The organism is Pseudomonas baetica (assembly GCF_019733355.1).
GTDB classification, from domain to species: domain Bacteria; phylum Pseudomonadota; class Gammaproteobacteria; order Pseudomonadales; family Pseudomonadaceae; genus Aquipseudomonas; species Aquipseudomonas baetica_A.
In genome coordinates this window covers 49,109-68,801 of sequence record NZ_JAIHLQ010000016.1, presented here as the reverse complement: position 1 = coordinate 68,801, position 19,693 = coordinate 49,109, and the positions used below count along the sequence as shown (strand labels likewise).

At 58.4% G+C, this 19,693-nt stretch carries 16 protein-coding genes; 8 read left to right on the top strand and 8 right to left on the bottom strand.

Features of this window, described 5'->3' with window-relative positions; translation table 11 throughout:
• The first annotated feature begins 1 nt into the window (after position 1).
• Together K5E40_RS16050 and K5E40_RS16045 are read left to right on the top strand one after the other, a co-directional pair.
• Positions 2-748, top strand: a complete 747-nt coding sequence (locus K5E40_RS16050; protein ID WP_221731659.1) for a hypothetical protein — start codon at positions 2-4, stop codon at positions 746-748.
• Positions 749-793: 45 nt separating this feature from the next.
• Complete coding sequence (locus K5E40_RS16045; RefSeq protein WP_221731658.1) at positions 794-2,092, top strand: hypothetical protein; 1,299 nt, start codon at positions 794-796, stop codon at positions 2,090-2,092.
• Positions 2,093-2,157: 65 nt separating this feature from the next.
• Here the strand turns inward: K5E40_RS16045 and K5E40_RS16040 are convergent, their stop codons facing one another.
• Positions 2,158-3,483: a sigma-54 dependent transcriptional regulator gene (locus tag K5E40_RS16040; protein WP_221731657.1), complete on the bottom strand. Its 1,326-nt coding sequence runs from the start codon at positions 3,481-3,483 to the stop codon at positions 2,158-2,160.
• A gap of 345 nt (positions 3,484-3,828) precedes the next feature.
• Between K5E40_RS16040 and K5E40_RS16035 the strand changes: the two genes are divergently transcribed.
• From K5E40_RS16035 to nhaB, 3 genes are all read left to right on the top strand, one after another.
• The gene (locus tag K5E40_RS16035; RefSeq protein WP_221731656.1) at positions 3,829-4,095 is read left to right on the top strand and encodes a hypothetical protein; all 267 of its coding nucleotides are present in this window, start codon (positions 3,829-3,831) and stop codon (positions 4,093-4,095) included.
• A gap of 282 nt (positions 4,096-4,377) precedes the next feature.
• Complete coding sequence (locus K5E40_RS16030; RefSeq protein WP_221731655.1) at positions 4,378-5,667, top strand: hypothetical protein; 1,290 nt, start codon at positions 4,378-4,380, stop codon at positions 5,665-5,667.
• 61 nt (positions 5,668-5,728) lie between these two features.
• Positions 5,729-7,231 (top strand): sodium/proton antiporter NhaB, encoded by a 1,503-nt coding sequence (nhaB, locus tag K5E40_RS16025; protein WP_221731654.1) that lies wholly within the window; start codon positions 5,729-5,731, stop codon positions 7,229-7,231.
• A gap of 116 nt (positions 7,232-7,347) precedes the next feature.
• Here the strand turns inward: nhaB and K5E40_RS16020 are convergent, their stop codons facing one another.
• Genes K5E40_RS16020 through gnd form a run of 3 tightly spaced genes read right to left on the bottom strand, consistent with a single transcriptional unit; the run spans position 7,348 to position 10,666 of the window.
• Positions 7,348-8,169 (bottom strand): HAD family hydrolase, encoded by an 822-nt coding sequence (locus tag K5E40_RS16020; RefSeq protein WP_221731653.1) that lies wholly within the window; start codon positions 8,167-8,169, stop codon positions 7,348-7,350.
• On the bottom strand, positions 8,166-9,689 hold the full coding sequence (gene zwf / locus K5E40_RS16015; RefSeq protein WP_221731652.1) for a glucose-6-phosphate dehydrogenase: 1,524 nt from the start codon (positions 9,687-9,689) through the stop codon (positions 8,166-8,168). Before zwf ends, K5E40_RS16020 begins: the two co-directional genes overlap by 4 nt.
• Positions 9,686-10,666: a phosphogluconate dehydrogenase (NAD(+)-dependent, decarboxylating) gene (gene gnd, locus K5E40_RS16010; protein ID WP_221731651.1), complete on the bottom strand. Its 981-nt coding sequence runs from the start codon at positions 10,664-10,666 to the stop codon at positions 9,686-9,688. The genes zwf and gnd overlap by 4 nt, the downstream gene beginning before the upstream one ends.
• Positions 10,667-10,939: 273 nt before the next feature.
• On the opposite strand from gnd, the gene K5E40_RS16005 reads away from it, so the two are divergent.
• The 3 genes from K5E40_RS16005 to K5E40_RS15995 all read left to right on the top strand — a co-directional run bounded on the left by K5E40_RS16005 (position 10,940) and on the right by K5E40_RS15995 (position 15,463).
• Positions 10,940-11,122 (top strand): DUF6026 family protein, encoded by a 183-nt coding sequence (locus tag K5E40_RS16005; RefSeq protein ID WP_221731650.1) that lies wholly within the window; start codon positions 10,940-10,942, stop codon positions 11,120-11,122.
• A 204-nt stretch (positions 11,123-11,326) separates the two neighbouring features.
• Positions 11,327-13,075 carry a phosphoethanolamine transferase CptA gene (locus K5E40_RS16000; RefSeq protein WP_221731649.1) on the top strand — a complete coding sequence of 583 codons (1,749 nt, stop codon included), beginning with the start codon at positions 11,327-11,329 and terminating at the stop codon, positions 13,073-13,075.
• Between the two features lie 144 nt (positions 13,076-13,219).
• Positions 13,220-15,463: a TonB-dependent siderophore receptor gene (locus tag K5E40_RS15995; RefSeq protein WP_221731648.1), complete on the top strand. Its 2,244-nt coding sequence runs from the start codon at positions 13,220-13,222 to the stop codon at positions 15,461-15,463.
• Between the two features lie 135 nt (positions 15,464-15,598).
• Here K5E40_RS15995 and K5E40_RS15990 read toward each other — a convergent pair whose 3' ends face one another.
• From K5E40_RS15990 to K5E40_RS15975, 4 genes are all read right to left on the bottom strand, one after another.
• Positions 15,599-16,090, bottom strand: a complete 492-nt coding sequence (locus K5E40_RS15990) for a GNAT family N-acetyltransferase (RefSeq protein ID WP_221731647.1) — start codon at positions 16,088-16,090, stop codon at positions 15,599-15,601.
• A gap of 245 nt (positions 16,091-16,335) precedes the next feature.
• A complete protein-coding gene (zapE, locus tag K5E40_RS15985) occupies positions 16,336-17,454 on the bottom strand; it encodes a cell division protein ZapE (RefSeq protein ID WP_221731646.1) in 1,119 nt (372 codons plus the stop codon).
• Between the two features lie 87 nt (positions 17,455-17,541).
• Positions 17,542-18,501: an agmatinase gene (gene speB, locus K5E40_RS15980; RefSeq protein ID WP_221731645.1), complete on the bottom strand. Its 960-nt coding sequence runs from the start codon at positions 18,499-18,501 to the stop codon at positions 17,542-17,544.
• A 29-nt stretch (positions 18,502-18,530) separates the two neighbouring features.
• On the bottom strand, positions 18,531-19,622 hold the full coding sequence (locus tag K5E40_RS15975; RefSeq protein ID WP_221731644.1) for a polyamine ABC transporter substrate-binding protein: 1,092 nt from the start codon (positions 19,620-19,622) through the stop codon (positions 18,531-18,533).
• Positions 19,623-19,693: the final 71 nt, after the last annotated feature.

Here is a 19,693-nt window from a genome sequence, read left to right as displayed (position 1 = left end):
GATGAAAACCTCATACTGGCTGGCCGCCGCCTGCCTGGCAGCGAGCGCGTCAGGCTACGCCAATGCAGGATTCAAACCCATCGAAGTCAAGGACCAAGAGCTCGCCGAGCTACGCGGTCGTTATGTCATGCCGGGGCGTATCATCAGCTTCGGTATTGTCATGAGCAGTACCTGGCGCAATGCCAGTGGTGACCTGATCGGGGCATCGACCTCAATGCAACTTCAAGCGGCAACCGTAAAACCCGAATTCTATGTCCAGACAATCAAGGAACACGGCAACGGCAGCACCCTGACAGCGGGCACCGGTACGATCACCGGTGGCGCCGCCCTCAACAGCAGCCAGGGCGTGACGCAAAGCGTGCGCGCCGCCGGCGACAGCAACACGGCCTACAACAACGTCGCAATCAATGTCTCGGAAGCTTCCAAAGCTCCCGCGCTGGTACCCGCTCAAGGACAGGCGTTGATGGCCGGACAAACCATCACCGGTGGTAATGCTGCCGGGAATGTGGCCGTTTCGGCCACCGGCAGTGGCATCCAAATGGCTATTCAGGCCTCCGGAAATCAGGGTACATCCCTGCAACAGGTCGCCCAGGGTGGTTTGCTGCAAAACACCCGTTTGCTCGGCAGTGCCAACGTGGTCAACAACATGACCCAACTCAACGTAGTTCTGAACAATAACGGCATGAGCGCCGGTGCATTGGACTGTAACCTGAGTCAACTCAGAGCCCTACGCAACATCGGATATTGAACTACGCTGAGTCTCGATCATTGGGTTTAAAGGGACGGCTTATTCATGTATCGATCAGTATCACTGCGTACAGCGGTTTGTTTGAGTACGCTTCTTCCCGCCGCCATGCTGCAAGCAGCACCCGACGCGGACGTCGCAACACTCAAGCAAGAACTTCTGGAACTAAAACAACGATACGAAGTACAACAAAAGGCCCTGGCGGTGCTCGAACAACGAGTCCGCCAGGTAGAGGAACAACCCGTAGCCCCTCCTCCCAAGCGCTTGGTCAAATCGCCTGCGGACATGAAACGCAATGCCGTTGCAAACCGCACTGGCTCTGCCACTGCATCCGGAGGCGCTGCCGGGGGCAGTGGCTACGGGCAGTCGCTGGCCGACGATTCACAACCGGCGCAAAGCGTATCCAACCTGTATGACGAAGCCAGTGGCTTTTTTGGTGGCGGTAAATTCAGTCTCGAAACCGGCGTTACCTACTCGCGTTATGACACCCGTCAGTTGATCCTGAATGGTTTTCTCGCACTGGATTCAATTTTTCTCGGCAACATCAACCTTGACCGTATCAAGGCCGATACCTGGACGCTGGACGTCACCGGCCGCTACAACTTCAACAATCGCTGGCAGTTTGATCTGAACGTGCCAGTGGTGTACCGAGAATCGACCTATCAGTCCGGTGGCGGTAATCAGGGGGCTGCCGGCGTAACAACCGAACAGGACGTTACGCGAGATCCAACCATTGGCGACGTCAACTTTGGTATCGCCTATAAATTCATGGACGAGTCCGTCAACTCCCCGGACGCAGTGGTCACCTTGCGCGTGAAGGCGCCAACGGGCAAGGACCCCTTCGGCATCAAGTTGCGCCAGACCGACGCCAACACCAACCTGTTCGTGCCGGACACCCTGCCGACCGGCAACGGCGTCTGGTCGATTACGCCAGGCATCTCGCTGGTCAAGACCTTCGACCCGGCGGTGTTGTTCGGCAGCTTGTCCTACACACATAACCTTGAGGAATCGTTCGACGACATCAGTTCGACCGTCAACCAGAAGACCCCTGGCAAAGTGCGAATCGGCGACAGCTTCCAGATCGGCGCCGGTGTAGCCTTCGCCTTGAACGAAAAGATGAGTATGTCGTTCTCGGTATCTGATCTGGTGCAACGTCAAAGCAAGCTCAAACAAGACGGCGGGGATTGGCAGTCGGTGGTGTCCAGTGATGCCAACGCCGGCTACTTCAACATCGGCATGACCGTTGCGGCCACCGATAACCTGACCATCGTTCCCAACCTGTCCATCGGCTTGACCGATGATGCCCCGGACTTTTCCTTCAGCCTGAAATTCCCGTACTACTTCTGACCGCTCGATCACGAACAAGGCCCGCTGCGATTACGTCGCAGCGGGCCTTGTTCGTTTCCCCCGCCCTAGCGGATCTGATGCTTGTGCAACAAGCGATAAAAAGTCGGCCGCGAAACGCCAAGCACCTTGGCCGCGACACTGAGGTTGTCGCTGTGCCGGTTCAACACATCGCACAGCGCCTGGCGTTCGGCGCGGGTTTTATAGTCCTCCAGCGTCCCCATCGGTGTGGCGATCGAGTGCTGGCTGATCAATCCCAGGTCGCGCGCTTCGATCTGCCGACCTTCGGCCAAAACAAGACCTCGACGCACGCGGTTGGCCAGTTCGCGCACGTTGCCCGGCCAATCGTGTTTGCCCATGGCAATCAGCGCATCTTCACTGAAACTGCGCGGTCGGCGTCCGGTTTCGTGGCTGTAGAAGTGGGAAAAGTGGTTGGCCAGCATCGACAGATCGCCGTGGCGCTCACGCAGCGGCGCGGTGGCGACTTGCAAAACGTTGAGGCGGTAATACAGGTCTTCGCGAAAGAGCTTCTTGTCGATGGCGGCTTCCAGATCGACGTGAGTCGCCGCCAGAACGCGCACATCAACCGGGATCGGCTGACTGCCCCCTACCCGCTCAATGTGTTTTTCCTGAAGAAAGCGCAGCAGATTGGCTTGCAGTTCCAGCGGCAAATCGCCGATTTCATCGAGAAACAACGTGCCGCCATTGGCCGCTTCGATGCGCCCGACCTTTCGCTGATGAGCGCCGGTAAACGCACCTTTTTCGTGCCCGAACAGTTCGGACTGGATCAAATGTTCAGGAATTGCACCGCAGTTGATCGCCACGAACGGCTTGTTGTGACGCTGGGATTGACGATGCAGCGTGCGTGCAACCAGCTCCTTACCGGTGCCGCTTTCGCCGCGAATCAACACGGGCGACTCGGTGGGCGCCAGTTTGCTCAGGAGTTTGCGTAGTTCGCGAATCGGTTTGCTGTCGCCGAGCAGTTCGTGCTCCGGCTGATCAATGTGGATCGTGCCCTGCCCGCGCAAGCGCGCCATGCCGAACGCGCGGCCGAGGGTGACCTGCACCCGCGACACGTCAAAGGGTAAGGTATGGAAATCGAAAAACCATTCACAGACGAAGTCACCGACGTTCTGCAAGCGCAGGACTTCCTGATTGAGCACAGCGATCCATTCAGTGCCGCTGCGACTTATCAGTTCCTTGACGGCTTCGGGACGTTCCAGGTGAAAAGGCTGCAAACGCAGCAAGCCGACATCACAGCTACGGTCGGCGGCGTTTTCCAGGCTACAGCTGTCGACATCCCAGCCTGCCGCCCGCAGACCGGGTAGTAAGCGGTGACAGTCGTCGCAGGGGTCGACCACCAATAAACGTCGTAATGCGGGCGCTTCACTCATGACTGTTCCTTGGCGCCAAATTAAAGGAATTTATTTTAAAAACAGTCATTTGGCAGACCTGGCTGTAACATTAGCAAGAATTTGACGGCGCCTTGTATCGATTGCTTATAGGTCTACAAGCAAACACGTTATAAGAAACGTAATTATTAGTTAGCTATCGACTTCGTTTCTTTCAGCAAACTTTCAAAACCTCCAGAAAATCCGACGGCATAAAAGAAATTTCAAATTTCTTTGTTTCAAGTGTGACCTGCTCCCCGGTTGCGTGCATCAGTACAAGTAACCAGCCGATCGGTGAGCCCAACCGACGGCCTATCACTTGATTGGGCACTAAAGAGAGAAAACCCCATGACCGCCCCGCTCCGTATCAACGAAGCTCTTTTGATTGCCAACCACGCGTTCCAACCTTTCCAGTGCGTGGCCTGGGCCCCACAAGACGGCAATGGCGAATTGAGTCTGACTGTTATCGACCGCACCAACTCACGAATCGGCCGTAAACAGATTCCGAGTACCGCCTACTCCGACCCGGCACAGCTGGAACAGTTGCTGCAGCAGGCTCGCGCCGAACTGAGCGAAGAGGGTTATGCGTTGCAATCGTGGTCGATGCCACATTGAAAGCTGGGTAAAGCGGATGACTTTGAGGTCATTCGCTTTTCTTTTCTTAGTTGCTATTTCTATTAAGCTCCCCACACTTCTGTACAACTTTCAGCATCGCGCGGCAACGTAACTGCTTGGCAGGCTTGCCATTGGTTCAAAAAGACACTGTTCTGGCACAGTGTGACCCTCCACCTGTTAGTTCTTACAGTTGTACTTCCCTCTGTTCAGGGATTGAATGTTCCGCTCATGCAGTTACCCGATCGGCCCCCGGTCCTGGTCAACTCGCAAGGAGATGCGTGCATGTCAACTTTGAACACTTACCTGCTCCCGACGCCATTGAATAATGCCGGTCAACTCGACACGACATTTGCCGCCAACGGAGTCGCCCAGGTTTATTTTCCCGACAGTGTGTCCAGCCTGACTCAAGATGTTGCGCTGGATGCGCAGGGCCGGATTCTTGTGGCAGCCAAAGTCGGCCTTGCACAAGGCAGCCGTTTCGGCCTTGCTCGGTTGCTCGCCGATGGTTCCACCGATCTTTCATTCGGTGATCAAGGCAGCGTGATCGACACGTTTGCCCCTGGTTTCGAGGCCATGGCCGGCAAAGTGCAGGCGTTGCCCGATGGACGCATTCTGCTGGCCGGCCTGCACTATGAAAACACCCATCGCACTCTGCCCGCCGTCGCCCTGTTCGACGCGCAAGGCAGACCGGATCAAACGTTTGGGGATAATGGCCGCAAAGTTGTATGCCTGCCGGGCGATTTGTCCATGGGCTCCCGTGACCCCTGGCTGCCTCCGGGCGTACCGGGTGCTGAGGCCTGCGACTTAGCGGTACAGGCCGACGGGCATATTCTGCTGATCGCCAACCACCACTTCGAACTCGCTGACCATGCCGGCATGCTGATTCGACTCAAACCCGACGCCAGCCTGGATGAAACCTTCAACGGTCGCGGCTTCGTGATGATCCGCCATCTGTTGCTCAATACCTGGCTCAGTAGCCTACTGCTGCAGGAAGACGGGCGGATCGTGGTGGGCGGTTCAATCGATTTCCCCCAGGAAGGTCTGTTGGCGCGCTATCTGCCCGATGGTCGCCTTGACGAGCGCTTCGCAGTAGACGGCTTCATGGCAATCAAGGCTGATGGGAGAAGCGCGCAGATCAGTCGGGTCCTTGAATCCGAAGACGCCCTGCACTGTTTCGGCAGCAGTTTCGACCCGCTTCGCTGCCTGGCCTTCAGCCTTCACCCCAATGGTCGCCCCGACCTGCATCGCAATAACGGCCAGCCGCAACTGCTGGACATCGGTCCGAGCGGCTGCCAATGGAGCGCCGCCCAGCGCATGGCAGATGGCCGAATCATCGCCGCAGGTGCAACCATTGGCGGGGTCGAAGCAGATTTCATCGTGGCCCGTTACCACGCCGATGGCTGCCTGGACCCAAGCTTCGGCCATGGCAGTGGCTGGCTGCGCACCCGCCTGGGACACAGTCTCGACACGGCAAACTCACTGGCCTTACAAGCGGATGGCGCTATTCTCGTCGGTGGTTATTCGCTGGATGGCCGTTACCGGGCCGTGATCGCGCGGTATCTGAACGCCTAAGAGCTTGATCTTCGTTCTCACATCCGGCAACTTGCGCGCTTCTCAAGACAAGGAGCAACCGATGTCCGGTTCAATGGCCCAGGCGTTCGCGCATAACTTTCTAGGGCATTCACCACGCTGGTATAAAGCGACCATCGTTGGATTCCTGATCCTTAATGCTGTCGTGCTGTTCACTGCTGGCCCCGTCGCGGCTGGCTGGCTGCTGGTGATCGAGTTCATCTTTACCCTGGCCATGGCCCTCAAGTGTTATCCGTTGATGCCCGGCGGTTTATTGCTGATTGAAGCCCTGCTGCTGAAGATGACCACGCCGCAGGCACTCTATGATGAGTTGGTGCACAACTTTCCGGTGATCTTGCTACTGATGTTCATGGTGGCCGGCATTTACTTCATGAAGGACCTGCTGCTGTTTCTGTTTTCGCGGCTGTTATTGGGCGTACGTTCAAAAGCGCTGCTGTCTCTGATGTTCTGCTTCCTGTCGGCGTTTCTTTCAGCGTTTCTCGATGCATTGACCGTCACAGCGGTGATCATCAGCGCGGGTGTCGGTTTCTACGCGGTCTACCACCGGGTTGCCTCGGGCAACGATCCACGGCAGGACAGTGAAATCAATGACGACCAACACTTGCCCCCCCTGCAACATGACGATCTGGAACAGTTCCGCGAGTTCCTGCGCAGTCTGTTGATGCACGGCGCGGTGGGCACGGCGCTGGGTGGCGTCTGCACATTGGTCGGCGAGCCACAGAACCTGCTGATCGGCCATGAAATGGGCTGGCACTTCGCCGAGTTCTTCTTGAAAGTCGCCCCGGTATCCGTGCCAGTGCTGGTGGCAGGTCTTGTGACCTGCGTTTTGCTGGAGAAGCTGCGCTGGTTCGGGTACGGCACACTGCTGCCGGAGAACGTGCGCGCCGTACTCGCCAACTATGCCGCCGAGGACAACGCCAAGCGCACGAATCGCCAACGCGCCGCCCTGCTGGTGCAAGGCGCCGCCGCGCTGATCCTGATTGCCGGGCTGGCTTTCCATGTCGCGGAAGTGGGCCTGATCGGCCTGATGGTGATCGTGTTGATCACCGCGTTTACCGGGATCACCGATGAGCATCGTCTGGGCAGCGCGTTCAAGGACGCTATGCCGTTCACTGCCTTGCTGGTGGTGTTCTTTGCCGTGGTCGCGGTGATTCACGATCAACACTTGTTTGCGCCGCTGATCGAGTGGGTGCTGGCGCTGCCGGCCGACCAGCAACCGGGCATGTTGTTCATTGCCAATGGCGTGCTTTCGGCGATCAGTGACAACGTGTTCGTGGCAACCATTTACATCACCGAAGTGAAACAGGCATTCCTGGCTGGGCACATGACCCGCGAGCACTTTGAGACGCTGGCGATTGCGATCAACACCGGCACCAATTTGCCGAGTGTTGCGACACCGAATGGTCAGGCAGCGTTTCTGTTCCTGCTGACCTCGGCAATTGCACCGCTGGTGCGTCTGTCTTATGGCCGAATGGTGTGGATGGCAGTGCCTTACACCGTTGTGATGGGTTCCCTGGGCTGGTACGCCGTCAGCTACTGGCTGTAAACACATAACTGATGTGGGAGCGGGCTTGCTCGCGAAAGCGGTGTGTCATTCGACGATACGTTGACTGACACGGCCTCTTCGCGAGCAAGCCCACTCCCACTTTTTTAATGCGTGAATCAGCGAGGCAGGATGTATTTTTCGATCGCTTGGGCGACGCCATCTTCGGTGTTCGGCGCAGTGACCACATCAGCCTGACGCCGCACCGCCTCCTCCGCCTGCCCCATGGCAATCGACAATCCTGCGCAATGGAACATCGCCGGATCATTGCCACCATCCCCAATCGCGGCCGTCTGCTCCATCGGGATGCCAAGATGCGCGGCAATCGTCGCCAGCGCAGTCCCTTTGTGAGCTTCCAGCGCCGTGACGTCCAGATACACCGGTTGCGAACGCGACACCTGTGCCTGGCCTTCAACCCTGGGCAGCAAACGCGCCTCCAGTTCGATCAGCAGTTCGGTGTTGTTGCTGGTGGCAACGATCTTGTCGATACGCTCCAGATACGGCTCGAAACTCTCGACCACGACCGGTGGGTAGCCCAGGCCATGCTGTTCGCGCGGGACCATCGGGCCGTGCGGATCCTTGAGTAACCAGTCGCCACCACTGAACACCCAGATTTCAACCTCGGGCTGATCGGCGAACGTTGCCAGTGCCGTCAGCGCAGCGGTGGCCGGAAGATAATGCGCCACCAGCAGACTGCCGTCGGGATTGACGATGGTGCCGCCATTGAACGCCGCCGTCGGCAGATCGACGCCCAACGCCTCGATTTGCTGCAACATGGCTTTGGGTGGGCGCCCGGTGGCGAGACTGAACAGTACGCCTGCCTCGCGCAATGAACGAACGGCCTCGATGGTGCGCTGGCTCAATGTGTGATCTGGCAGCAACAGTGTGCCGTCCATGTCACTGAGCAAAAAACGGATGGGTTGTTGCCGCGCCTCATTCATCCGAGACCATGCCAGACGCGACCATCGCGAGTCAGTAGATCTTCGGCGGCGGTCGGGCCGTCTTCACCGGCGGCATACGTCTGCACGCTGGCGTCCTGTTGCCAGGCGTCGAGGAACGGTTGCACCGCGCGCCAGCCGTTCTCGATGTTGTCAGCGCGCTGGAACAGCGTCTGATCGCCGGTCAGGCAGTCGTAGATCAGCGTTTCGTAGCCGGTCGACGGTTGCATCTCGAAGAAGTCCTTGTAAGCAAACCCCAACTCGATGTTGGCCATGTTGAGGGCCGGGCCCGGGCGCTTGGCCAGCAGGTCGAACCACATGCCTTCGTTGGGCTGGATCTGGATGCGCAGGTAGGTCGGTTGCAACTCGTCAACCTCCGTATCGCGAAACTGCGCGTAAGGCGCTGGCTTGAAGCAGATGACGATCTCGGTGTCGCGCACGCTCATGCGTTTGCCGGTGCGCAGGTAGAACGGCACGCCGACCCAGCGCCAGTTGTCGATCATGACCTTCAGCGCGACGTAGGTTTCAGTGCTGCTGTCGGGTGATACGTTGGCTTCCTGGCGATAACCGGCCAGCGGCTTCCCTCCAACTTCACCGGCGCTGTACTGCCCGCGTACCGAGTTGGCGCGGGCTTGTTCTACGGTCCATGGGCGGATCGCGCCGACCACTTTGGCCTTCTCGCCACGCACCGCATCGGCGCCGAACGCCGCCGGGGGTTCCATCGCGACCATCGCCAGCAACTGGAACAGGTGATTGGGCACCATGTCCCGCAAGGCGCCGGTGTGTTCATAAAAACTGCCACGGGTTTCGACACCCACGGTTTCGGCGGCGGTGATTTGTACGTGGTCGATGTAATGATTATTCCAAAAGGCCTCAAACAGGCTGTTGGAAAACCGGCTGACCAGAATGTTCTGCACGGTTTCCTTGCCCAGGTAATGATCGATCCGAAAGATCTGTTTCTCGGACATCACCTTGAGCAAGCAGGCGTTCAACGCTTCAGCCGTTTGCAGATCGGAGCCAAACGGCTTTTCGATCACCACCCTTCTGAATGCTTCGGGGGTCTCTTCAAGCAATTTGGCGGCCCCCAGGCGGCGCACCACTTCACTGAAGAAACGTGGCGCGGTGGCCAGGTAGAACACCGCATTGCCGGTGCCGCTGTCGGCAATTTTTGCCGCCAGCGCGCTATACGTGCTGTCGTCCAGGAAATCGCCCTGAACGTAGCTGATACCTTTGGCAAGCTTGGCCCACAAGGCCGGATCAAGCATTTGATCGCCCTTGCCGACTTTCGCCGCCACTTCGGTACGGATGAAGTCTTCGAGCTTTTGCGCGAAGGCTTCATCGGTAATGGCGTTGTGGTCAACACCGACGATCCGCAGACCCTCATCAAGCAAACCGTCGCGACTGAGGTTATACAGCGCCGGCATCAGCAAGCGCTTGACCAGGTCGCCGTGAGCACCGAACAAAAACAGCGTGGTCGGTGGTGCGGGTTCTGCCTTGGATTTTCTGCGGATCGTATGGGTCATTTCTTTGGAGTCTCCACATGGCCGCCGAAGCCGAAGCGTTGGGCCGACAGGATCTTGTCGCCAAAGGTGCCCTGACCGCGCGAACGGTAGCGCGAGAACAGCGAGTTCGACAGTACCGGCACCGGCACCGCTTGTTCCATGGCCGCTTCGATGGTCCATTGACCTTCGCCGCTGTCTGCTACGGAACCGGAGAACCCGTCGAGTTTCGGGTCACTGGCCAAGGCGTCGGCGGTCAAGTCCAGCAGCCAGGACGACACCACACTGCCACGACGCCAGACTTCGGCGATGTCGGCCACGTTGAGGTCGAAACGCTGATCTTGCGGCAGACGCTCGCTCGACTTGGTCTTGAGGATGTCGAAGCCTTCGGCAAAGGCCGCCATCATGCCGTACTCGATACCGTTGTGAATCATCTTCACGAAGTGCCCGGCACCGGCCGGACCGGCGTGAATGTAGCCGTGCTCGGCACGCTGATCGTCGGACTTGCGATCCTTGGTGCGCGCAATGTCGCCCATGCCCGGCGCCAGGGCGGCGAACAATGGATCAAGACGCGTCACGGTTTCGGCGTCGCCGCCGATCATCATGCAGTAGCCGCGCTCCAGGCCCCAGACGCCACCGGAGGTGCCCACGTCGATGTAATGCAGGCCTTTCTCGGCCAGGGTCTTCGCCCGGCGAATGTCATCCTTATAGTTGGTGTTGCCGCCGTCGATGATGGTATCGCCGGCCTCAAGCAGGGTGCTCAGGGTTTCGATAGTGTCTTCGGTCGGCGCACCGGCCGGCAGCATGACCCAAACCGCACGCGGCTTGGCCAGGCCGGCGACCAGTGCCGGCAAATCGGCAACGCCCTTAGAGCCCTCGGCGGCCAGGGTGTCGACAAAGGCGGTATTGCGGTCGTAAACAACGGTGGTGTGACCGTTGAGCATCAGGCGCCGCGCAATATTGCCGCCCATGCGGCCCAGTCCAATAATCCCGAGTTGCATGTGCTGATGCTCCTTACTGCAAATAAATGTGTGTCATTGGTTATAGCCCAACGCGACTGATGGAGGTTAGTCCAGAGCGTTGCGATGAAGTTTCCGGGCATTGTGCCCGATCCAGACTGATAACGCCTTGAATCGTGGCGAAGACACACCGACCATGAAAAATAAAAAAGTTCCATTCACTGGCAAAAGAAACCAAAATTGGCGCCGATAGTAAGTCAGCACCCCGAATCGGGGACGACTTACAGTTGAGACACGCCATTTGCGAGGTGAGCAATGGGCACAGTACACACAGCAATGCCGCCACAAACCCTGTACGTGACAATCCGTCGCGATGAATTGCGTCAATTGAAAAACGAACGCGACCAATTGAAGCAGGAGTTGGCGCAGTTGCGCCTGCTGACCCAAGGTGCGCAGCCGCAACCTTTGCCGGTCGTTCAGCGTAATCCCCAGGCCTGATTCCACGCCCCCGCCAGCCCCCCCGGGAACGGCAGACGCTGTTCCCGAAACGACTTGCCTCGCACCACGCAAGGCCACTCACGAACTTTTCACATTCCCTTCGTAATACTGCGCCCATTCTGGCCGTACGTACGCGTGCGGCTTTCGTTCGTCGGCTACATGGATGCTCCGGCGGTGGTTGTAACGAGTGAGCTGGAGCGCCGAATGGCATTGTTCAAACGCAGCAAAACGACTGCGACAGGTTTTGATTGGGCCGGACTTCTCTGGCTGTTCGTGTTTTTCTGGTACTTCTCGGGTATCACCCAACTGCTGATCCAGTTGACCGGCACATCCGGCTTCTCCGGGTTCCGCCAGGCGTTCTTCATGAGTGCGCTGTGGCTGGCGCCAATGCTGATGTTCCCCAAGCGCACAAAAATGCTGGCCGCCATCATCGGCGTGGTGTTGTGGGCCTGCTCGATGGCGAGTCTGGGCTACTTCTTCATCTATCAGCAGGAATTCTCGCAGAGCGTCATCTTCATCATGTTCGAGTCGAACGTGTCCGAAGCCGGCGAGTACATGACCCAGTACTTTGCCTGGTGGATGGTTCCGGCGTTCCTCGCTCACACCGCATTTGCCTATTTCCTTTGGACGCGTTTGCGTCCGGTGCACATGCCCCGTGGCCGCGCGTTCGTGGCCGCAATGGCGATTCTGATTGCCGTAGTGGGTTATCCGCTGGTCAAGCAGACCCTGCGCATGGGCAACTTTGCCCAGGGTTTCGAGAAGTTCGAATCCCGCATCGAGCCTGCCGTGCCATGGCAGATGGCGGTGGCATATCACCGTTATCTCGACACATTGGCCGACATGCAGGACATGCTGCACAGCGCCAGCAAGATTCCTCCGCTGCACAACCTCAAGGCTGCGAATGCCGATCAACCTTCCACACTGGTGTTGGTGATCGGTGAGTCGACCAACCGTCAGCGCATGAGCCTGTACGGCTACCCACGCAATACCACGCCGGAACTGGACAAACTCAAGGATCAACTGGCGATCTTCGACAACGTCGTCACCCCTCGCCCTTACACCATCGAGGCGCTGCAGCAGGTACTGACTTTCGCTGACGAAGAACATCCGGATCTGTACCTGGCCACGCCATCGCTCGTCAGCATGATGAAACAGGCGGGTTACAAGACCTTCTGGATCACCAACCAGCAGACCATGACCAAGCGCAACACCATGCTCACGACCTTCTCCGAACAGGCCGACGAGCAGGTGTACCTGAACAACAACCGCAATCAGAACGCCGCCCAGTACGACGGCGACGTGATCGAGCCATTTAACAAAGCATTGGCCGATGCTGCACCGCGCAAGCTGATCGTCGTGCATCTGCTCGGCACCCACATGAGCTACCAGTACCGCTATCCGCCGAGCTTCGACAAGTTCCAGGATCGCAACGGGGTGCCGGCCGGTGTGCGTGACGATCAGGTACCGACCTACAACAGCTACGACAACGCCGTGCTGTACAACGACTTTGTGGTTTCGAGCCTGATCAAGGATTACGCCAAATCCGATCAGAATGGTTTCCTGCTTTACCTGTCGGACCACGGCGAAGACGTGTTCGACTCGGTGGGTCATAGCACCCTCGGGCGCAACGAAAACAAGCCGACCGCGCCGATGTACACCATTCCGTTCATGGCATGGGCCTCGCCGAAATGGCGGGAGAACCATGACTGGAACCTCGCCGGTGACCTGCAGCGGCCTTATAGCAGCTCGCATCTGATCCACACTTGGGCCGACATGGCAGGTTTGAGCTTCGATGAGTTCGACCCTAGCAAGAGTCTGGTCAGTGACAGCTTCAAACCTCGTCCACTGCTGATCGGTAACCCCTACCAGCGCCAGCAGAAGGCATTGATCGACTTCAGCCTGATGAAGCCGAAAACGCCCGAAAGTCCGACACGCGCAGTGGTTAAGCAATAAAACCGAGAAGGGGCCGAGACTGGCCCCTTTTTCATGCCCGAAATATCTACAAATAATAATAATTCGCGTTTATCACTAAATAGCAGTTCCTCGCTTCGTCTTTGAACAAACGGATTTTTTCTCAAAGACAAGGAGTCGGCTGCGATGCTTGCGCCCATCACCCGTTCCATAACCCTCACTCTCGGCTTCTTTGCAACCGCTCTGAGCCCCGATCTTTTGGCTGAAGCCGAGCCCGACAAAGCCCCGCCGCCAGCGCCTGCGCTGGAGCTGGCATCGACCCACGTCACCGCCCAAGGCCTGGGTCGCACCACCGAAAACACCGACGCCTACACCACCGGAGCCATGAGCACCGCGACACGGCTTAACCTGTCGATCAAGCAAACCCCGCAATCGGTGTCCGTGGTCACCCGCCAGCAGATGGATGATTTCAAGCTCAGCACGTTATCCGAAGCCATGAGCCAGACCACAGGTATTGTGGTGCAACACAACGACTCGGACCGTGTCAGCTATTCGTCACGCGGTTACTCGATCAACAATTTCCAGATCGACGGGATGCTAAACACCTTTGATCGCATGAAGACCGACGCCGACACCATCATCTACGACCGCATTGAAGTTGTGCGCGGCGCCACTGGCCTGACCACCGGCGCGGGCGATCCCTCGGCGACCATCAACATGGTGCGCAAGCGCCCGACGGCGCAATGGCAGACGCTCGCGGGGGTCAGTGGCGGCAGTTACGACGATTACTACAGCTACGTGGATGTCGGCGGCCCGCTGGCCTTCGAGGGTCGCTTGCGTGGGCGCACCGTGTTGGCTTATCGCGACAGCCAATCGTTTCGCGACAAGTACGCGCTACAACGCGAAGTCGGCTACGGGATTATTGAGGCGGATCTGAGCGAATCCACCGTGCTGGCGGTGGGTTATGACTATCAGGACAAACAGGTGCAGGGCTCGTCCTGGGGCACCGTGCCCTACTGGAACGCAGACGGTAGCAAGGCCAGGCTCGGCCGATCGACGAATATGGCGACATCCTGGAGTTCGTGGCCGCTCAAGGACAAGACCGCATTCGCCACCCTTGATCAGGAACTGGCGGGAGGATGGCACCTGAAAGCCGCTTACACTCACCGCCAAAGCGACGTAGACGGCAAGGTTTACTACGGTGGTGAAGGTTTTCCCGAGGCTGACCGTAGCGGCATGGTCGCCTATAGCTCGCACATGATCGGCACGCAGAAAATGAACGTCTATGACTTCAACGTTTCAGGCCCTTATTCGCTACTCGGTCGCGAGCACGAAATGATGTTCGGTTACGGCGAGGCCCAGCACCGCTCCTACTCCCCCAAAACCGTCAATGGTCCGCGCGTTGCGGATTACGGCAACCTAAGCGACTGGAAATACATGGGCGATATCGCCAGGTTCCCCGATACCGTCACCGGACTGACCGGTTCCAAGGGCAGCACCCGTCAGAAGGCTGGTTACATTGCTACCCGCTTGAGCCTGACAGACGAACTGCAGGCCGTGCTCGGCAGTCGTTATGGCAGTTGGGAAGGCAAAAATGCCGATCACTACTATGACGGAAACCTGCAACTGACCAGCGTTGACACAACCCGCCAACACCAAAACGACATCTGGACGCCCTACGCCGGCCTGCTCTATGACCTGACGCCGCAATACACCGCCTACATCAGCTACACCGATATTTTCAAACCACAGAGCAACCGTGACAGCAGCCGCAATTATCTGGAACCGGTCGTTGGCAGCAACTACGAAGTGGGACTCAAAGGCAGTTTGCTCGAAGAACGCCTCAACATGGCAACGGCGCTGTTCTGGAGCAAGCAGGACAACGTTGCCGAAGTCGACAATTCGGTGCCGCCAGACCCCGTCACCCGCGAGCAGTTCTACAAATCCGGCGGCAAGGGCAACAAGGTCAATGGCTTCGAAGCCGAAGTCTCAGGCGAAATCCTCAACGGCTGGAATGTGACCGCCGGTTATACCTACACCCACTCGGCCAACGGCGAAAAAAAGCGCACCCACGAAAACCAGCCACTGCACCTGCTGCGGCTGTCCACGGCATATCGTTTGCCGGGCGAATGGCAAGCGTTGACCGTAGGCGGAGCAGTGAATTGGCAAAGCCGTATCTTCGGCGATTCGAATCGCCCGGTCAGGCGCAATGCTGCGGGTGACTTTGTCACCGAAAATGCCCGAATTAACCAGGGCGCTTACACCGTGGTCAAGCTGATGTCGCGCTATGCAATCGACAAAAATCTCTCGGCCTCGCTGAACGTCGACAACCTGTTCGACAAGAAGTACTACGAGAATGTGGGCTTCTACAACGGTGTGTTCTGGGGCGATCCGCGCACGGTGACGTTGAGTCTGGACTGGAGGCTCTGATGCTGATTGGCGGGACGAGGGGCTTGCTCCCTCACCCAAAATCCACTGTGAACAGACTGCCTCCCAAGATCTGATAGTCCCGTTCTGGCTTGGAGATAGCCAGTTGGGCGCCCTCTCGAGGCGCCTTTTTTACGACTACAGTTCCTTGATCCAGAACAGCATGCGCCCATGAGCCGGGTCGAACATGCCAGGGGCGAAGCCGAACTTGCTGTAGGCGTTCTGTGCCACGGCGTTGCCTTCCAGCACTTCCAGGGTGATCTTGCAGCAGCCGCGCTGCCGGGCAATTTCCTCGACTTTGTGCAGCATCTTCTGGCTCAACCCCAAGCCGCGAAATGTGCTGATCACTGCCACATCGTGGACGTTGACCAAGGGTTTGCAGGCGAACGTGGAAAACCCTTCAAAGCAGGTCACCAGTCCTGCCGGCTCGCCACCGACAAACGCCAACACGCTGAATGCGTGCGGGCGGCGCGCCAGTTCTTCGGGTAGCCGTCGCAATAATTCAGGATCGAGCGAATGGCCGCCACCCATGGGGTCTTCGGCATAGTGGTTGAGCACCACGCCGATGGCCTCGGCATGCAGTGGATTGGTGTAGCTGGCTTGAAGCACAAGAATTTCTGCGGAATCCATTTCCATCCCCGAACACACAAAAGCCCCGGCGCGCAAAGTGCGTACTGAAAGGCTGCTGCGACATTAGCGCGGGGGCCTGCGCGGCGACAACCGGCACTTCAAAAATTATTGTTCAGAGCCCTCGGATCACCCCTTCTGTCCAACCGGGTTCGGCGAAATCCTGCGAACGCAACCCGGCATCGCCCACGCAAAAGAATTCGTCCGAATGATGGATAGCGGCGGGGTCATGATGGCGCCCTCTTCATTCAAGCTTCGGCAAAACGCTGCAACTGCATCTCCTGCAAGCGACTGAGCGTGCGGCGGAACGGGAACTCCAGATAGCCCTCGGTATACAGCGCCTCCATCGGCACCTGCGCCTCGACGTACAGCGGCACCTTTCGGTCGTAGCACTCGTCAACCAGGGCGATAAAGCGCCGTACGCCATCGTCGTGAACCGACAGCTGCGGCAACTCCCGATCGCCCGCCACTACCCGCTCGGCGCCATCTTCGGTGCCACGAGCGATACGGCCCTCGCGTTTCTGCGCGCTGAGGTTCGGCACGTCGCTCACCACAATAGCCCGGTAACGGTCGCACAGCGTGATGAAATCCATGGCGGCGAAGGGTTGCTCGCACAGATCAGCATAACGACACCACAACACCGTTTCAGTGCTTTGCACCACGTTCAACAGCCGATGGCCGATCGCCACGGGATCAGTACAAGAGGGTTGCCCCTCTGTCAGCGCTTCAAAGACCTGCTTCAAGGCGCTGGCCTCGTCTTGTTTAGCGACAAAATAACGCTGCTGGATCGCGCCCGGATGCAAGCGATGATCCTCGGCACCGTTCACCGCCACCACTTGCATATGCGTGTTGATCGCGGCGATCGCCGGGACAAAACGGTCGCGATTGAAGCCATCGGCGTACAAATCATCCGGCGGCAGGTTGGAGGTACAGACAATCACCACGCCTTCGTCGAACATCACCTGAAACAGCCGGCCGAGAATGATCGCGTCGCCGATGTCGTTGACGAACAGCTCATCGAAACACAGCACCCGCACCTCGGCGGCTAACTCTTTAGCCAGCGCCCGCAGCGGATCGGCGATCCCGGTCAATTGAAACGAACGCTGGTGCACCCAGCCCATGAAGTGATGGAAATGTTGACGCCGCGCCGGCACCCGCAGGCTCTGATAAAACTGATCCATCAGCCAGGTCTTGCCGCGCCCGACCGGCCCCCACAGATAAACGCCAGTGACCGAACGCGCATCGGCATGCAGGGCCTCATGGCATTTTTGCAGCGCCCATACGGCATGTTCCTGAGCTTCATCCTGGATGAAGCCCTTGTGTTCGATGGCATGCTGCCAGGCGCTTAGAGGGGAGTCGAAAGTCATGCGCGGGAGTATGCCACGACGGCCTTCTGCATCATGTGGACTTTTGTGGGCGCGGGCTTGCTCGCGCCCACAGGGGCCATTGATGTTTTAGAGGTCGACTTTGTGTTTGGCGGCGTACAGGCAGAGCATTTCCATGGCCAATGTCGCTGCCGCCAAGGAAGTCACTTGCGCTTGATCGTAATCCGGGGCCACTTCAACGACGTCCATGCCCACCAGATTGATCCCGCGCAAGCCGCCCAGAATCTCCAGCGCCTGCACCGTGCTCAAACCACCACACACAGGCGTTCCCGTGCCCGGTGCAAACGCGGGATCAAGGCAGTCGATATCGAATGTGAGGTACACCGGGTTATCACCGACCCGCGCCCGGATTGCGTCAACAATCGCCTCGCAGCCACGTCGATGCACCTGACGGGCGTCGAGCACCTGAAAGCCTTGATGATCGTCGTTGGTGGTGCGTAAGCCGATCTGCACCGACCGCGCCGGATCCACCAGACCTTCGCGCGCCGCGTGCCAGAACATGGTGCCGTGATCGATGCGCTTACCCTCCTCGTCTGGCCAAGTATCGCTGTGCGCATCGAAATGAATCAGCGACAGCGCGCCGTGCTTGCGGGCGTGGGCCTTGAGCAGCGGGTAAGTAATGAAGTGGTCGCCGCCGAAGGTCAGCATCGCGCTGCCGGCATTGAGGATGTGTTCGGCGTGGGCCTCAATGCTTTCGGGGGTCGAGTGCGGCGAGCCGTAATCAAAATCACAGTCACCGTAATCAATCACCGCCAGATGATCGAACGGATCAAACGTCCACGGCCAGTGGCGTTCCCAAGCAATCCCGGTGGACGCGGCGCGAATCCCGCGAGGCCCGAAACGCGCGCCTGGCCGGTTGCTGGTGGCGGTGTCGAATGGCACGCCGCTGACCGCCACGTCGACGCCGCGCAAATCACGGCTGTAGCGGCGGCGCATGAAACTGGTGATGCCGGCGTAGGTACTTTCAGCGGCGGTGCCATAGAGGCTGTCACGGGTTATGGCCTGGTCGTTTTGCATTGGCACGTCCATTGATGTGTTCCTTCTTTTTGATAAGGGGACTATTGGCGGCTACGGAAAGTGGTCCACAAACGGGTGCGTTGACGCATGTCTTTGAGGCTCATGCTGCGGTCGGCATAGAGCCGTCCGCGCACATCGGTCGGCGGGTATATGTCGGGATCAGTGCGAACCGCTTCATCCACCAGCGGCGTCGCTGCCTGGTTGGCGTTGGCAAAAAACAGCGTGTTGGTCAACTCGGCAACCGACTCGGGGCGCAGCATGAATTCAATGAACGCCTGCGCCGCTTCGGGGTGGGGTGCATCGTTGGGAATGGCGAGGTTGTCCTGCCAGATCAGCGTACCTTCCCTGGGAATCCGGTAGGCGACTTTGTAGGGCTTGTTGGCTTTGCGAGCCTGATCGGCCGCCATGCTGGCGTCACCGTTATAGGTCAATGCCAAACACACGTTGCCGCTGGCCAGATCATTGATCTGGCGACCGGTGGCGACGTACAGCACCGACGGCTGAAGTTTGTGCAACAGCGCCTCGGCGGCGGCCAGATCTTGCTTGTCTGTGCTGTAGGGATCTTTACCGAGGTAGTGCAGTGCCAGACCGATGACTTCCTGCGGCGAATCGAGAATCGCCACGCCGCAATCCTTGAGCTTGCTCGCGTACTCGGGGTTGAACAGTAAATCGAGACTGTTCAGCGGCACGCCCGGCAGACGTTTTTTCACGGCCTCAACGTTCATGCCCAGCCCGAGGGTGCCCCAGGTGTAAGGCACCCCAAAGCGGTTGCCAGGATCGACGGCCGCGAGTTTTCCCAGCAGATCCGGATCAAGATTGGCGTAGCCCTTGAGCCCGTCGTGGGGGATCTCTTTCAAAGCGCCAGCCGCCAGCCCGCGGGCTAACACGCTGGAGGACGGCACGACCACGTCGTAACCACTGCCGCCAGTGAGCAGCTTGGTTTCCAGCACTTCGCAAGTATCGAAGGTGTCGTAGCGCACATGAATGCCGGTTTCCTGCTCGAAACGCTGCAAGGTTGGCGGCGGCACGTAATCGGCCCAACTGTAGAGGTTGAGGGTCTTGTCCTCAGCGTGAGCATGGATGGCCACGGACAACAACAGCGCGGGGAAACACAGCTTGGATAGGGGAGCCATGACGAACACCTGACCGGAGGAATTGGTGGCAGAATGCGCCGTCGGATACATTAGAAAAATACCCGAATAAT

Excerpts from the sequence above, each read along its gene's own strand:
- K5E40_RS16050 (WP_221731659.1), top strand. The coding sequence starts at position 2 with ATGAAAACCTCATACTGGCTGGCCGCCGCCTGCCTGGCAGCGAGCGCG.
- K5E40_RS16045 (WP_221731658.1), top strand. The coding sequence starts at position 794 with ATGTATCGATCAGTATCACTGCGTACAGCGGTTTGTTTGAGTACGCTT.
- K5E40_RS16040 (WP_221731657.1), bottom strand. The coding sequence starts at position 3,483 with ATGAGTGAAGCGCCCGCATTACGACGTTTATTGGTGGTCGACCCCTGC.
- K5E40_RS16035 (WP_221731656.1), top strand. The coding sequence starts at position 3,829 with ATGACCGCCCCGCTCCGTATCAACGAAGCTCTTTTGATTGCCAACCAC.
- K5E40_RS16030 (WP_221731655.1), top strand. The coding sequence starts at position 4,378 with ATGTCAACTTTGAACACTTACCTGCTCCCGACGCCATTGAATAATGCC.
- nhaB (WP_221731654.1), top strand. The coding sequence starts at position 5,729 with ATGTCCGGTTCAATGGCCCAGGCGTTCGCGCATAACTTTCTAGGGCAT.
- K5E40_RS16020 (WP_221731653.1), bottom strand. The coding sequence starts at position 8,169 with ATGAATGAGGCGCGGCAACAACCCATCCGTTTTTTGCTCAGTGACATG.
- zwf (WP_221731652.1), bottom strand. The coding sequence starts at position 9,689 with ATGACCCATACGATCCGCAGAAAATCCAAGGCAGAACCCGCACCACCG.
- gnd (WP_221731651.1), bottom strand. The coding sequence starts at position 10,666 with ATGCAACTCGGGATTATTGGACTGGGCCGCATGGGCGGCAATATTGCG.
- K5E40_RS16005 (WP_221731650.1), top strand. The coding sequence starts at position 10,940 with ATGGGCACAGTACACACAGCAATGCCGCCACAAACCCTGTACGTGACA.
- K5E40_RS16000 (WP_221731649.1), top strand. The coding sequence starts at position 11,327 with ATGGCATTGTTCAAACGCAGCAAAACGACTGCGACAGGTTTTGATTGG.
- K5E40_RS15995 (WP_221731648.1), top strand. The coding sequence starts at position 13,220 with ATGCTTGCGCCCATCACCCGTTCCATAACCCTCACTCTCGGCTTCTTT.
- K5E40_RS15990 (WP_221731647.1), bottom strand. The coding sequence starts at position 16,090 with ATGGATTCCGCAGAAATTCTTGTGCTTCAAGCCAGCTACACCAATCCA.
- zapE (WP_221731646.1), bottom strand. The coding sequence starts at position 17,454 with ATGACTTTCGACTCCCCTCTAAGCGCCTGGCAGCATGCCATCGAACAC.
- speB (WP_221731645.1), bottom strand. The coding sequence starts at position 18,501 with ATGGACGTGCCAATGCAAAACGACCAGGCCATAACCCGTGACAGCCTC.
- K5E40_RS15975 (WP_221731644.1), bottom strand. The coding sequence starts at position 19,622 with ATGGCTCCCCTATCCAAGCTGTGTTTCCCCGCGCTGTTGTTGTCCGTG.